Below are 12,867 nucleotides of genomic sequence, written 5' to 3' on the forward strand. Positions count from 1 at the left end.
TCAAACAACCTGCTGAAAATCGAAACTTTTCAGCGACAATCGGCCTCCTTTTCCCCTCTTGTGGCCTGCTGACGGAACCGAAGCATTCGATGAGCGTATTACGAATGTAAATACGGGGCTTTGGGAATCCAAAAAAAGCGAGGCTGAATGCGCAAGCCTGTGACTTTCAGGTTCGATCGCGAGTTGCTTGAGCGCGCGCGTCAGCACGCGAATGCCGACAATCGCACCCTCACCAACTACGTCGAAACCGCGATTATTCGCGCACTCGAACATTTCGAGGCCACTGCGCACGAAAGCCGCGTCGCGGAAGGCTGCAATGGAAACAGCATGGGGAGAAACCATTAAGTGACTATCGTTGACGTTCCCGAGAGCGCTTCCGGCGCATTGCTGAAGTCGCCGACGGGCATCAAGGGCCTGGATGATCTCACGCTGGGCGGTCTGCCCAGCGGACGGCCATCGCTTCTGTGCGGCGCAGCCGGCTGCGGCAAGACGCTTTTCGCCATGACCTTCCTCGTGAACGGCGCGACGCGCTACGGCGAGAATGGCGTATTCGTCAGCTTCGAGGAGCGATCGGACGATCTGGTCGACAATGTCGCCTCGCTCGGGTTCGATGTCGGCGAGCTGGTCGAAGAAGGGCGCATCGCCATCGACTATGTCCGGATTGAGCCTGCCGAGATCGAAGTCAGCGGCGAATATGACCTCGAAGCGCTCTTCGTTCGGCTTGGCTACGCGATCGACAAGATCGGCGCAAAGCGGGTCGTGCTCGACACGCTGGAAGCGCTGTTTTCCGGTCTCACCGATCAGGCGGTTCTGCGCGCCGAACTCAGGCGGCTTTTCGCCTGGATCAAGGACAAGGGCGTCACCGCCATCATAACCGCGGAGCGCGGCGAGGGTCAGCTTACCCGCTACGGCATCGAAGAGTATGTGTCGGATTGCGTCATCCTGCTCGACAACCGGGTGCTCGACCAGGTCACCACGCGGCGGCTGCGCGTCGTCAAATACCGCGGCTCGGCCCACGGCACGAACGAGTATCCGTTCCTCATCGACGATCGCGGCATCAGCGTCATGCCGATCACCTCGGCGAGCCTCGAGCACCAGACCTCTTCGGAAGTGGTTCCCACGGGTATCGCCGGCCTCGACAAGATGTTCGGGATCGGTGGCTTCTTCCGCGGATCGAGCGTGCTGATTTCCGGTCTGGCGGGGACCGGCAAGTCGACCTTCAGCGCCGCCTTCGCCAACGCCGTCTGTTCGCGCGGCGAGAAGTGCCTCTACTTCGCCTTCGAGGAATCCCCGGCGCAGATCGTTCGCAACATGCGCTCGGCCGGGATCGATCTGCAGCGCCATGTCGATCAAGGATTGCTGCGTTTCGAGGCCGCACGCCCCAGCCTTTTCGGTCTCGAAATGCATCTCGCGCGGATGAACCGCGACATCGAGGAATTCGCCCCCAGCGCCATCATCGTCGATCCGATCTCCGCATTTCGGGGGGTACCATCGGAAATCCACGCGACCATGCTTAGGCTCGTCGATATTTGCAAGAAGCACGGTGTAACGGCGGTGCTGACCAGCCTGTCGCTTGCGGCCGATCATGTCTCGGAAGCTGACCGCAGCGTATCCTCGCTGATGGACAGCTGGATTTCGCTGACCGATGTCGAGGCCAATGGCGAGCGCAACCGCGTGATGTATGTCCTCAAGTCGCGGGGCATGAAGCATTCGAACCAGATCCGCGAATATCTGCTGACCGACAACGGGATCACGCTCATCGAACCCTACATTGGCCCGAATGGCGTGCTTACGGGGGCCGCTCGACTGGCGCAGGAAGGGTTCGAGCGGGCAGAAGAGCTCGAGCGCCAGCAATTGCTGAATCAACGCCGGCGCGCTCGCGACCGCAAGCGCGAGACGGTCAAGCGGCAGATTGCCGAACTTCAGGCCTCGCTGGATGCTGAAGAAGAGGAGGCTGACCTCGGGTTCAGCCAGGATGATGAACGCGAAGGCTTCATCCAGTCCAACCGCAGCGCCATGGCTGCCAAACGAGGAGTGGGCCAGTGAGCGAGGACGTCGAGACCTCAAGCGATGTGGCCATTCCCGGGCACTACAATTTGCGCCTTTATGTCGCCGGGCAAACGCCCAAATCATTAAGCGCGATCGCCAATCTGAAGTCGATCTGCGAGGAGCACCTCGCGGGACGCTATACGGTCGAGGTCATCGATCTCATCGAGAGTCCACAACTGGCGGCCGGCGACCAGATTCTGGCCGTTCCCACCCTCGTGCGCCGCCTGCCGCCGCCGATAAAGCGCGTCATCGGCAACCTGTCCGACACCGAGCGGGTCCTGGTGGGTCTCGACATCGTGCCTATCGAGGGGACCGAGACATGAGCTGGCCAGCTCCGTCGGAAACCGGGCGCTATGTCCTGCGGCTGTTCGTCACCGGCACCACGAGCCGTTCGCAGCGCGCCATCGCCAACATGCGGAGGATCTGCGAACAGGAACTGGCCGGCAAATACGATCTCGAAATCATCGACGTCTATGAAAAGCCGGAGGCAACCCGCGAACTCCAAGTGGTCGCGACGCCGACCTTGGTCAAAGTGCTTCCCGAGCCTCTCCGCCGGATCATTGGTGACCTCTCGGACAAGGAAAAGGTCCTCGCGGGTCTCAATCTAGCGCCGAGCTCAGCCGGTACGAGTAAGCCCTAGCCGTGACGGCCGCGGACCAGAGCACCCGGATCGCGGAGCTCGAAGGCCTTCTCCAAGAGGCCAACGAAACGCTCGACGCGATCCGTAACGGCGAAGTCGACGCCATCGTCGTGGGCGGTTCCGCAGGCCAGTTTGTCTACACCCTGGAGAACGCCGACCGCCCCTACCGCGTTCTCGTCGAGCAGATGAAAGAGGGTGCCGTCACGCTCAATGAAGACTGCATCATACTCTATGCGAACCGCAGTTTCAGCGAGTTGGTCGACCAACCGAGTGGGCGCCTGATCGGCTCCTGCCTTTACGATCATGTGGTCGACCCCGCGCCGCTCGAAGCCATACTGACAGGCGAACAACCGGAAACCACCGAAGTGACGCTCATCGGAGCCGACGAGCGGCTTACGCCGGCCAACATGTCGATCGTCGAGCTACAGGTGGAAGCCGGTGCACCGCGCATGTTCTGCAGCATCGTCACCGATCTGACCGAGATGCGCCGCGCGGAAGATACGCTTCGCCAGGTCCAAAAGATGGACGCGGTCGGGCAGCTCACGGGCGGCGTCGCACACGATTTCAACAACCTCCTGATGGCGATCTCGAGCAGCCTGGAAATGCTGGAGAAGCGGATTCCACACGACCCGCAGACCAGCCGCCTCATCGAGAATGCGAAGCAGGGCACCCGGCGCGGCGCGGCGCTGACCCAGCGGATGCTCGCGTTCGCGCGCCGGCAGGATCTCAAGGCCGAGCGCGTCGATCTCGCCGCGTTGATCCAGGGAATGACCGAGCTCGTGCAACGGACCTTGGGCCCGACATGGCCTCTCGAGCTGGAATTCGCGGACCCTCTGCCGCCCGTGCTTGCCGACGCCAATCAGCTCGAGATGGCTCTGCTCAACCTGGCCGTGAACGCGCGCGATGCCATGCCCGACGGTGGCCCGATCCGAGTATCCGCGGAACGGGTGGTCGTGGCCGCCGACCAGATCGAAGCACTGGCTCCCGGAACCTTTATTTGCCTTGGCGTGATCGACGAAGGCGAAGGCATGGACGCCGACACCCTGGCGCGCGCGACCGAGCCGTTCTTCACGACGAAGGGTGTGGGCAAAGGCACTGGCCTCGGCCTGTCGATGGTTCACGGCTTGGCAAAGCAACTCGGCGGGACATTCGTCCTGCAAAGCTCCCCGACAGCCGGCACTACTGCGCGTCTTTGGCTTCCCGCGGCCAACAGTATCGACGCCGAATATTCCGAGAGCGTCACGAAACAGACTACGCCCATCGATTCTCGACCACTGAAGATACTCGCGGTCGATGACGACTTTCTTATTCGGATGAATATAGCCGACATGCTCCAGGATATGGGGCACACCGTCTTCGAAGCAGGCTCCGCTGAAGAAGCTTTGGAGACCTTGCAGCTCCAACCAGATGTCGAGCTCCTGATCACCGATCAGGCGATGCCGAACATGACCGGTACCGAATTGATCCAGCGCGTGACCAACGATCGCCCCAGCCTCCCGATCATCCTTGCGACGGGATATGGAGAACTTCCGACGAATTCGCCGAGGGAGATAGTCAAACTCGGCAAGCCGTTCAGTGAGGAAGACCTGGCCGCGGCGATAGCGCGTGCCTTGGCTTCTTCGATGCTCGCGCAGGAACGAGCGGGCTAGTCGCTCGCGATTTTTCCCGAGTAGCTATGCGGCCATGAACGAATGGCGGGTTTCCGGATGGCCCGCACGAAATCTTCGGCACTCTCCACGATCGCCTCCTAGGCCAAGAATTCCTCCACGCTCGACACGAAGCGCGCCCAGGCGGGTTCGGTCGGCATGAGCAGATGATTGCGGCTCTCCAGCACGACGAACTGCGCGTTGCGGATCGTCGAGGCCATCGTGCGACCGGCCGAGAACGGCGCTACCGCGTCGTCGCGGGCATGCAGTACCAGCGTCGGCACCGAAACTTGCGCCATCACGTCGCGCACGTCGATGTCGGAGAATGCTTCGGACAGCCGTATCGCATTGGCCGGCGAAGTGGTCATGCGTTGCAACTCGTTGAACCAGTCCATCTCGACCTGGCTGGCTTCGGGGAAGAACAGGGTGGTGAAGACCTGACGGAAAGCCGGGTTGTTCTGGCCCCAGCCCGTCCGCATCAGCGTGTTCATCGCCTCGCGCCGCTCCTGCTCTCCTGGGATGTTCCGCCGCCGCCAGCGGGCCGCATACCGCGCAGCCGGTCCAGATCGAGCGCAAGCGAACCGCGTTCGACAAGCACGGCCTCGCGATCGGCGAAGGCCGCGGCGCGCGGGATAGAGTTCGAACACAGCCGGCCCGCGGGCCTTCCGGCAACGATCTTCACCGACCAGAAGCGGCTGCGCCAGATCCTGATCAACCTCGTCTCGAACGCGATCAAATACACGCCCGCAGGCTCGGCCTCGCTGCACGTCCACTGGCGCAATCCCGTGGCCGAATTCATCGTCCAGGATACCGGCGTCGGCATCGATCCGACCAGCATCGACCGCATATTCGAGCCGTTCGAGCGGCTGGAGACCGTGCGCGGGCAATCCGGCGTCTGGCTCGGCCTCACCATCACGCGAATGCTGGTCGACATCACTCTCCATACTGCGCGATTTCGTGGAAGGCGAAGGATATCTGTCGGAAGTCGCGGTCAATGGTGAGGAAGCCTTGCTGCTGCTGGGCGCAGTCTCGCCTGACATCATCCTGCTCGACGCCGTGATGCCGGGGCTCGATGGTTTCGAGACCTGCCGGCTGATCAAGGCCCGAGAGGGCGCCGCGCACATTCCCGTGATCTTCATGACCGGCCTTTCGGAGACCGAGCATGTCGTCCAGGGACTCGAAGCAGGCGGAGTCGACTATGTCACCAAGCCGCTGGCGCTCGATGCGCTGGTCGGCGAGCGCCAACGGTCTGGCGATCACCCCCGCAACATCGTCGTGAACAACGCCAAGGTGCCTGCCCAGCTCACAGCGTCGGCGATAGCGTCATAGGCGATACCGGGCATCCCGGCAGGCACATGAGGGTTGGTGAAGCTGTGCGCCACCTTGGCAAACTCGACGATATGGAACTCGGCCTCGGCGGCGCTCAGCTCATTGCGTAGCGCATCGATCGTATCGACGGGGGCATAGGGATCGGCAAGCCCGCAATAGGCGGCAATGACGGGCTTCACGTTACCCTTTTTCGCCCTGTCATGCGTCGTCAGCGAGCCGTGATAGGATACTACCGCCTTCGCGTCCCGGCCGCTGCGCGCCAGTTCGAGCACGCAGGCCCCGCCCATGCAGAAGCCGAAAGCGCCGATCCGCGCGGGGTCAGCGTCAGGCAAAGCCGCGATTGCATCGAACCAGGTGACCACCCGTTCCCGGAAGAACTCGCCGTCTGCCGTGAGCTTCTCATAGGGTCTCAGATCGCCAGGCTGGATGCCGCGGGCGTCGAGCCCGAACATATCGGCGACTACTCCCAGATAGCCGAGTTTGGCCATCGCCTTGGCCTTGTCGCATTCGAACGGCGCGAGTCCCGCTCCGGAATGATAGATGATCACGGTCGGGAAGGGACCTTCGCCCTCCGGCCGGGCAACATAACCCTCGAGGGCATGGCCTCCGTGGTTGAGGGGGATCGGTTGCAAACCTTCCATATATTCCTCTCTTCTCGCGCCTTTCTCCAGCCGCCCCGGAACCTGCGTTCGACACGGTTGGACACCGAGATAGCCCATCGGGCGAGCTGCGACGATCATGCCCCAGACTAAGTCAGCCGTCGAGAAACCTTGCGGATGACACACCCGCCAGCCTGTCTGTCTGCGTCCTTTGACCCTAAACGGACGCCGCCTTGATGGGCAACCAGTCACCTAGGTCATGATCGTGCCCCATGGCGTGGTGTAGGATCGCGGGCGTGGCCACGTCGATCTCCGGCTAAGCCGGATTGATCAGGCTGCCATGCTTGGCAACGTGATGATGGCATTGTCGCTCAATCCCGCGACGCTCTCAAGGCTCATGTAGCGGCAGCGCTGGACCGCCCATTCGTCGTTCTGTTCCAGGAGGATAGCGCCGACGAGGCGGGTTATCGCTTCATCGTTGGGGAAGATTCCGACGACATCGGTCCGCCGCTTGATCTCACCGTTGAGGCGTTCGATGGGGTTGTTGCTGTGAAGCTTGGTGCGATGCTGCGGCGGGAAGGTCATGTAGGCCAGGACGTCCTCTTCGGCGCTGTCCATCAAGGCAGAGAGCTTGGGGACCGAGGGACGAAGCTGGTCTGCAACTGAGCGCCATTGAAGCTTTGCGGCCTCAGGTGTCTCCTGCGCAAAGGCCGTGGCGATGAACGCCGATACGACCCGGCGCCCGCTCTTTCCGGCATGCGCCAGGGCATTGCGCATGAAGTGGACGCGGCAGCGCTGCCAGGTTGCGCTGAACACCTTGGCAATGGACGCCTTGATGCCCTCATGGGCATCGGAGATCACGAGCTTCACGCCGCGCAGGCCTCGGCGAGCCAGGCTACGCAGGAAGTCGGTCCAGAAGGTCTCGGCTTCGGAATGGCCGATCGCCATGCCGAGCACTTCGCGGCGACCGTCACTGTTGACGCCGACGGCGATGATGACGGCGACCGACACAATCCGGCCTGCTCGCCGGACCTTGATGTAAGTCGCATCCATCCAGACGTATGGCCAATCGCCCTCGATGGGCCGCTCGAGGAAGGCTTTCACGCGCCCGTCGATTTCTCCGCAGAGCCGGCTTACCTGGCTCTTCGAGATGCCGCTCATGCCCATGGCCTTGACAAGATCATCGACCGATCGCGTCGAGATTCCCTGGATGTACGCTTCCTGGATGACAGCGGTCAGCGCCTTCTCGGCCATCCGCCGGGGTTCCAGAAATCCGGGGAAGTAACTGCCTTTGCGCAGCTTGGGGATGCGCAGCTCGACCGTGCCCGCCCGGGTCTCCCAGTCGCGATCCCGGTAGCCATTGCGCTGGGCCAGGCGCTCGACGTCCTTCTCGCCGTAAGCGGCCCCGGTCAGGCCGCCGACCTCCATCTCCATTAGTCGCCGCGCGGCAAAGCCGATCATATCGCGCAGAAAATCCGCATCCGGGCTCTTTCCCACCAGCGCCTGCAGGTCCATCATGTCTTCGGTCATCGGAACGTCCTCGTTCAAGTTGAGTGTTGCAACCCAACCTTATCCGAAGATCTCCGATGACCACCCGCGAACCTGACCGGCCGCTACAGCGCTATATGGAAAGCGCGCGTCCGGTCAGCTTCGCTACCCTCGAGCTACACCACCATCCGGGGCACGACCTAGGTCATTGGTGATATGACGAATATTTTCCTCCAGGCCCGAGAAAATCTGCAAGAAGCAGTTGGCATTTTTGGTAGCGGAACAATGCTCCTATCAGCCGACTGCGGAGCAATTCCCCAAATCTTCAAAATTCAATTGTCACGATATCGCGCCAGGGTTTCAGCAATAGCCAGCAGCACTTCGGGGCGGCATTGAACCATCAGGTGGCTGCCCGGCACTTCGATTGCACGGGCGTGAGGATCACGACAGATCGATCCGTTCACGAAGCCGTCGGTCCGACTCCAGATCGCCGTGGCCGGAACGGGTAGCGGCGCCGCGGCTTCGGCTGCACGCGCCTTGACCGAAGCATCGCTGATACGATCGCCGGTCAGCAGTTCGAACGCGCGCCATACGTTGGTGGCCGTCGGAGGCCCGGCATAGGGCGCGCTGACGGTAATGACTTCGCGAACCATGTCGGGGCAGCGATGCGCAATCAGCCGAGCCATAATTCCACCCAGGGACACACCGATCAGCGTTACCGCCTCGCCCGTATCCGAATGAATCGCAGCCACACGAGCGATCAGCCGCTCGGCCTCCGAACCGATCGCGCGCGTGCCGAGGTTTCGCCCGAGTTCCCAGCCGAACACGCGGTAGCCGAGGCGCTGAAGATAGCGCGCCATGACGAAATTCGAACGGTCGGCGTTCGCCAGGCCGGGCAACAGCAATATTGGCCGGCCATCGCCGCGCGAGGCGCGGGCCAGCGCCGGTTGTGCGAGCAGCAGCGACACGATCGTCCATGCCGCGCGCGGCGCCTCTGCAAGAAAGAGCAATTTGGACGGAGGAAGCGCGGAAATGGCGTTCACTGGGGATCCGTCATCGAGCACCGGCTGGTTATGTGAGATAGAGATCGCTACCTATCATAAATCCCTCGATGCCAAGGCTAAAACGGTATCGCGCCGGCGCGATCAACGAAAGATTGCCTTGGAGCCTTAAGAATATCCACGATCTTCCGTCCGCGAGAGCGCGCGGCATTTACGCGGCGCTAACCTGTCTCTCGGTACAAGCACGGCGTGACCCAGCAACAATCTGTAACCGCATCGCTTCCCAAGGAACTGCCCGTGCTGGCAGTACTCGGCCTGACCGATCCCAGCGACGGCGACTGGGCGCGTTTGCGCGGCCTGCAATATTCCTGCCTGCCGCGTGCCATGCTCTCGCGCCTCTGCGCCCAGGGCATGGCCGGTCTAGCGGCCTCGAGCCTGCTCGCGGGCCATATCCATATCGCTATTGTCATCGCCTGGCTCGCCGCGCTCGGCGGTTCGCTGTTTTACGGCACGCGAATCGACAACACGCTGGCCGACGCCGACCGTCGCCGCATGTCGAGCGAGGAGGTCAATCGCCAGACGATCGGCGCGATCATCAATGCGCTGGTCTGGGTCGTGCCGATCGCCCTGTCCACTTTGTACGTCAATCCCGAGACCCAGCTCAAGCTGTGGACCGTGGTCGCCATGCTGATGACTGCCTCCGCGATCCTGCTCCCGGGCGTGCCGATGGGCACACTGATGTTCACCGGCATCGTCGGCGGTGCGGCCGTGGGAAGCTTCCTCGTCACCGGGGCCTTCGACATGGCGCTGGTCGCCGGGGGCTTCGTCCTCACGGTATGCCTCGGCGCGATCGAGGGCGCGCGGCGCTTTCTTGAAACCAAGGTGGCCGAAGCCGGCATGGTCGAGAAGAGCGAGGTCGTATCGCTGTTGCTGCGTGAGTACGAGGAAGGCGAGGCCGACTGGCTCTGGCAGACCGACACTGCCCGCCGCGTGCGCGGGGTATCCCCCGCTTCGCCTATGCGCTGGGGGTCGATCCCGCGGACATCGACGGCCAGCCCTTCATCCAACTGATCGCCGGTCCCGCCTGGGACACCGGCCAGTTCCCTTCGAGCCTCCACGACCTCGCCGAGCGGCTGAAGCGCCGTGAGAGCTTCTCCAACCTGCTGGTCCGCGTGACGATCGGCGGGCAGCAGCGCTGGTGGGAACTCTCTGGCACGCCCAGGCTAGACGATCACGGCAATTTCGACGGCTTCCGCGGCGTCGGCTCCGACGTCACCGAACAGCGCGAAAGCTCGGACAAGATCGCCTATCTGGCGCGCTATGACACGCTGACCGGCCTCCCCAACCGCCTGATGCTCAACGAGGCGCTGGCCGATGCGCTGGCCTATGCCGAAAAGTGGCGCACGCGCTGCGCCTTCCTGATGATCGACCTCGATCGCTTCAAGGCGGTCAACGACACGCTCGGGCATCTGGTCGGCGACCAGCTCCTCGCCAAGGTTTCCGACCGGCTGCAGGAAGAGCTGACCGACAACGAGGTCTGCGGACGTCTCGGCGGCGACGAGTTCGCCATCGTCATCCGCGACGCCTCGGACCTGGCGCGCATCGAGCAAGTCGCCGAGCGCGTCATCGAGCGGCTCTCGGCGCCCTACGAAGTCGATCACCACACGCTCTATGTCGGCGCTTCGATCGGCTCGGCACTCGGCCCGCGCGACGGCAACACGGTCGAAACGCTGATGCGCAACGCCGACCTCGCGCTCTATCGCTCGAAGGATTCCGGCGGCAACGCGCACTGCACCTACGAGCCTTCGCTCCACGCCCATGCCGAGGAGCGCCGCAAGCTCGAATTCTCGCTGCGCCGCGCGCTCGACCGCAACGAATTCGTCCTCCACTACCAGCCGGTGGTCGATGCCGAGAGCGAGCGGATCCTGAGCTTCGAGGCGCTGGTGCGCTGGAACAGCCCGGAACACGGCTTCGTCAGCCCGGGCAAGTTCATCCCGCTGGCCGAGGACACGCGGCTCATCGTGCCGATCGGCGAATGGGTGCTGCGCGAAGCCTGCCGCGAGGCAATCAAGTGGCCTGGCGACACCAAGGTCGCGGTCAACGTCTCGGGCGAGCAACTGCTCGACACCAATTTCGTCGCCAGCGTGGTCGGCGCGCTGTCGAGCAGCGGCCTGCCCGCGCACCGGCTCGAAGTGGAAGTGACCGAAAGCATCTTCCTGCGCGACGCGACCATGGCGCGCACGGCGCTGGAAAAGGTCATGGCGCTGGGCTGCGGCGTCGCGCTCGATGATTTCGGCACCGGCTATTCGTCACTCGGCTACCTTCGCCGGCTGCGCTTCTCGACGATCAAGGTCGACCGCAGCTTCGTCCAGGGCGCGGCGACGGGCAATCCGGAAAGCCTTGCGATCATCCGCGCCGTCGTCGCCATGGCCGACAGCCTCGAGATGTCGACCACGGCCGAGGGTGTCGAGAACGAGGCCGAGCTCGAGATCGTTCGCAAGCTCGGCTGCCGCAAGATCCAGGGCTTCTACTTCGGCCGGCCGATGCCCGCCGACGAGGCCAGCGGCCTGTTCCGCCAGTGGGACGTGATGCGCAGCGATTCGGCGGCCTGAAACAGGCCTCAGCGTTTTCCGGCAACGACCCCCTCGGCGGTTAGGCCGTTCTGGAACAGGCTCCAGACATAAGCGAACTCGCCGGCCTGGGGGCCGAAGAACGAGCCGGTGAAGCCTGCGTTCCCGGGTCCACTGGTCGTGAGTGTGCCGGCAAATATGTTGCGGTTGATCACGGTGGGCGAACTGTTGCCGATAGTCCCGCTACCGCTGAACGTGCCGAAACTCCGGTTGCCGGCGCCGCCGACGGGAACGCCGGACAGGGCCAGCGTGGTCTGGACGGTATTGGCGGCGAAATCGGCCGAAAAGGTCGCTGAGGACGGTGCCAGGTCGTAGGCGGTGCCATTGGTCGTATCGGTCGCAAGACCGATCACGGAGGTCGAGTAGCTGGCCGTGCCGGTCGTCGGTACGTCGCTGGAGATCGTCGGCACCCCGCCCGCGATGAAGGTCAGACGCGCCCGCCCGCCGAGCGAGGGATCGCGCGTCGTCATCCAGCTGCCGACGCGGACATAAGAGAGATCAACCCCACCCGGGGACGGCGCCGTCTGCCGCAGCCGGTCGGTGACGGCACCGCCAGCGTTTTTCTCGAGGACGACGGTCTTGGGATCGCCGCTGGCGACGAGATCGGCCTGAGTGAACGTCGCGGCCGTGCCGTAACCTTCGACGGAATAGCTATCGGTATTGGCGAAATACTTGAGCACTACGGTGCTGCTGTTGGTGCCGGCACCAAAGGGATATCCGCTCATGCCGTCCTGCACGGGCACGCCCTGGCTGTTGTAGGTCACGCTGGCGCTGGCGGTGACGAATGTCTGGTTGCCCGTCAGATCCTGGATGCGCGTGTAGCTCGCGGCCGGCGTAGGCGTAGGTGTCGGTGATGGCGTCGGTGAAGGCGTCGGTGAAGGAGTCGGACTTCCGGTTGAGGCGACGCCGCCCCCGCCACCGCAAGCCGCCAACGGCAAAAGCACAGCCACCACCGTGGCAATCCGGATAGCCCCCATAGATCCCCCCTGTCGCGATCCCCCGATCGCGTAACGGGATAGCTAGGGAATTATGCGGCTACGATCAACGTGGTGCGGCTTTTGGCGGGCTGGCTGCCGGAGCCGCGGCCCGGCCGAGTGTCGTTAGGGTCTGCTGGGCACGGGCTAGCCGGCCAGCGCAGGCGGTCATTTCCGGGCCCGCGGTCTTCGGATCGATCGTACTGGCCTGGCTGCGCATCGCGGCTTCGAGCGCTGCCGGCGCCATCCGGCCATCGAGCCGCCCGACATAGAAGATCAGCGTCTGCGCCGCGACCTGCTTTGCCTGCTCGTTGTTCGCCGACTTGGCGAAAGCATTGCTCAGCAGCAGGCAGCGCACGTCCGACGGCGGATTCCCGGCGGGCGGGTTGGCAGCCGAAGCGGGGAACGCCGAAGCGGCCAGAAGAAGGCCCAAGGCAAGCTTGCTGATTTTCATATCGATTCCAGAAGTCGTGCAGAGACTCATGGAACTAGGCCATCGCGCCGCCGCTTG

General features: G+C 63.3%; 16 protein-coding genes. 8 read left to right on the forward strand and 8 right to left on the reverse strand.

Annotation, left to right across the window (positions count from 1 at the left end):
* Positions 1-342 carry a hypothetical protein gene (locus KRR38_RS11315; RefSeq protein ID WP_217401501.1) on the reverse strand — a complete coding sequence of 114 codons (342 nt, stop codon included), beginning with the start codon at positions 340-342 and terminating at the stop codon, positions 1-3.
* A 3-nt stretch (positions 343-345) separates the two neighbouring features.
* Between KRR38_RS11315 and kaiC the strand changes: the two genes are divergently transcribed.
* From kaiC to KRR38_RS11330, 3 genes are read left to right on the forward strand one after another with little or no spacing between them, the layout of a single operon-like run.
* Positions 346-2,046, forward strand: coding sequence for a circadian clock protein KaiC (gene kaiC, locus KRR38_RS11320; protein WP_217401503.1), 1,701 nt, complete (start codon positions 346-348; stop codon positions 2,044-2,046).
* Positions 2,043-2,372 carry a circadian clock KaiB family protein gene (locus KRR38_RS11325; protein WP_217401505.1) on the forward strand — a complete coding sequence of 110 codons (330 nt, stop codon included), beginning with the start codon at positions 2,043-2,045 and terminating at the stop codon, positions 2,370-2,372. Before kaiC ends, KRR38_RS11325 begins: the two co-directional genes overlap by 4 nt.
* Positions 2,369-2,689 (forward strand): circadian clock KaiB family protein, encoded by a 321-nt coding sequence (locus tag KRR38_RS11330; protein ID WP_217401510.1) that lies wholly within the window; start codon positions 2,369-2,371, stop codon positions 2,687-2,689. The genes KRR38_RS11325 and KRR38_RS11330 overlap by 4 nt, the downstream gene beginning before the upstream one ends.
* Here KRR38_RS11330 and KRR38_RS11335 read toward each other — a convergent pair.
* Positions 2,686-2,955 (reverse strand): hypothetical protein, encoded by a 270-nt coding sequence (locus tag KRR38_RS11335; RefSeq protein ID WP_217407532.1) that lies wholly within the window; start codon positions 2,953-2,955, stop codon positions 2,686-2,688. The genes KRR38_RS11330 and KRR38_RS11335 overlap by 4 nt on opposite strands.
* Here KRR38_RS11335 and KRR38_RS11340 point away from each other — a divergent pair.
* Positions 2,875-4,338 (forward strand): PAS domain-containing hybrid sensor histidine kinase/response regulator, encoded by a 1,464-nt coding sequence (locus KRR38_RS11340; RefSeq protein WP_217407224.1) that lies wholly within the window; start codon positions 2,875-2,877, stop codon positions 4,336-4,338. The two genes, KRR38_RS11335 and KRR38_RS11340, sit on opposite strands and share 81 nt — an antisense overlap.
* A gap of 98 nt (positions 4,339-4,436) precedes the next feature.
* On the opposite strand, the gene KRR38_RS36010 is transcribed toward KRR38_RS11340, so the two are convergent.
* Positions 4,437-4,826 carry an alpha/beta fold hydrolase gene (locus tag KRR38_RS36010; protein ID WP_254515769.1) on the reverse strand — a complete coding sequence of 130 codons (390 nt, stop codon included), beginning with the start codon at positions 4,824-4,826 and terminating at the stop codon, positions 4,437-4,439.
* Between KRR38_RS36010 and KRR38_RS11345 the strand changes: the two genes are divergently transcribed.
* The gene (locus KRR38_RS11345; protein ID WP_254514758.1) at positions 4,707-5,336 is read left to right on the forward strand and encodes a HAMP domain-containing sensor histidine kinase; all 630 of its coding nucleotides are present in this window, start codon (positions 4,707-4,709) and stop codon (positions 5,334-5,336) included. The genes KRR38_RS36010 and KRR38_RS11345 overlap by 120 nt on opposite strands.
* Entirely contained in the window at positions 5,281-5,664 is a 384-nt protein-coding gene (locus KRR38_RS11350; RefSeq protein WP_375293458.1) for a response regulator, read from the forward strand. The genes KRR38_RS11345 and KRR38_RS11350 overlap by 56 nt, the downstream gene beginning before the upstream one ends.
* On the opposite strand, the gene KRR38_RS11355 is transcribed toward KRR38_RS11350, so the two are convergent.
* The 3 genes from KRR38_RS11355 to KRR38_RS11365 form a co-directional block, all read right to left on the reverse strand.
* Positions 5,592-6,305 (reverse strand): dienelactone hydrolase family protein, encoded by a 714-nt coding sequence (locus KRR38_RS11355; protein WP_217401520.1) that lies wholly within the window; start codon positions 6,303-6,305, stop codon positions 5,592-5,594. The two genes, KRR38_RS11350 and KRR38_RS11355, sit on opposite strands and share 73 nt — an antisense overlap.
* 288 nt (positions 6,306-6,593) lie before the next feature.
* Positions 6,594-7,793 (reverse strand): IS256 family transposase, encoded by a 1,200-nt coding sequence (locus tag KRR38_RS11360; protein WP_217401522.1) that lies wholly within the window; start codon positions 7,791-7,793, stop codon positions 6,594-6,596.
* 290 nt (positions 7,794-8,083) lie between these two features.
* Positions 8,084-8,794, reverse strand: a complete 711-nt coding sequence (locus tag KRR38_RS11365; RefSeq protein ID WP_309141024.1) for an alpha/beta fold hydrolase — start codon at positions 8,792-8,794, stop codon at positions 8,084-8,086.
* A 255-nt stretch (positions 8,795-9,049) separates the two neighbouring features.
* Between KRR38_RS11365 and KRR38_RS37335 the strand changes: the two genes are divergently transcribed.
* Complete coding sequence (locus KRR38_RS37335) at positions 9,050-9,823, forward strand: hypothetical protein (RefSeq protein ID WP_309141025.1); 774 nt, start codon at positions 9,050-9,052, stop codon at positions 9,821-9,823.
* Positions 9,823-11,364 carry an EAL domain-containing protein gene (locus KRR38_RS11370; protein ID WP_309141183.1) on the forward strand — a complete coding sequence of 514 codons (1,542 nt, stop codon included), beginning with the start codon at positions 9,823-9,825 and terminating at the stop codon, positions 11,362-11,364. Before KRR38_RS37335 ends, KRR38_RS11370 begins: the two co-directional genes overlap by 1 nt.
* 8 nt (positions 11,365-11,372) lie before the next feature.
* On the opposite strand, the gene KRR38_RS11375 is transcribed toward KRR38_RS11370, so the two are convergent.
* Together KRR38_RS11375 and KRR38_RS11380 are read right to left on the reverse strand one after the other, a co-directional pair.
* Positions 11,373-12,332: a transferrin-binding protein-like solute binding protein gene (locus tag KRR38_RS11375; RefSeq protein ID WP_217401524.1), complete on the reverse strand. Its 960-nt coding sequence runs from the start codon at positions 12,330-12,332 to the stop codon at positions 11,373-11,375.
* 91 nt (positions 12,333-12,423) lie between these two features.
* A complete protein-coding gene (locus KRR38_RS11380) occupies positions 12,424-12,810 on the reverse strand; it encodes a hypothetical protein (RefSeq protein ID WP_217401526.1) in 387 nt (128 codons plus the stop codon).
* Positions 12,811-12,867: the final 57 nt, after the last annotated feature.

It is taken from the genome of Novosphingobium sp. G106 (assembly GCF_019075875.1).
GTDB lineage: Bacteria > Pseudomonadota > Alphaproteobacteria > Sphingomonadales > Sphingomonadaceae > Novosphingobium.

Bases quoted from the DNA above. Each gene is read 5' to 3' on its own strand.
- KRR38_RS11315 (WP_217401501.1), bottom strand. From the start codon at position 342: ATGGTTTCTCCCCATGCTGTTTCCATTGCAGCCTTCCGCGACGCGGCT.
- KRR38_RS11330 (WP_217401510.1), top strand. From the start codon at position 2,369: ATGAGCTGGCCAGCTCCGTCGGAAACCGGGCGCTATGTCCTGCGGCTG.
- KRR38_RS11340 (WP_217407224.1), top strand. From the start codon at position 2,875: ATGAAAGAGGGTGCCGTCACGCTCAATGAAGACTGCATCATACTCTAT.
- KRR38_RS36010 (WP_254515769.1), bottom strand. From the start codon at position 4,826: ATGAACACGCTGATGCGGACGGGCTGGGGCCAGAACAACCCGGCTTTC.
- KRR38_RS11355 (WP_217401520.1), bottom strand. From the start codon at position 6,305: ATGGAAGGTTTGCAACCGATCCCCCTCAACCACGGAGGCCATGCCCTC.
- KRR38_RS11360 (WP_217401522.1), bottom strand. From the start codon at position 7,793: ATGACCGAAGACATGATGGACCTGCAGGCGCTGGTGGGAAAGAGCCCG.
- KRR38_RS11380 (WP_217401526.1), bottom strand. From the start codon at position 12,810: ATGAAAATCAGCAAGCTTGCCTTGGGCCTTCTTCTGGCCGCTTCGGCG.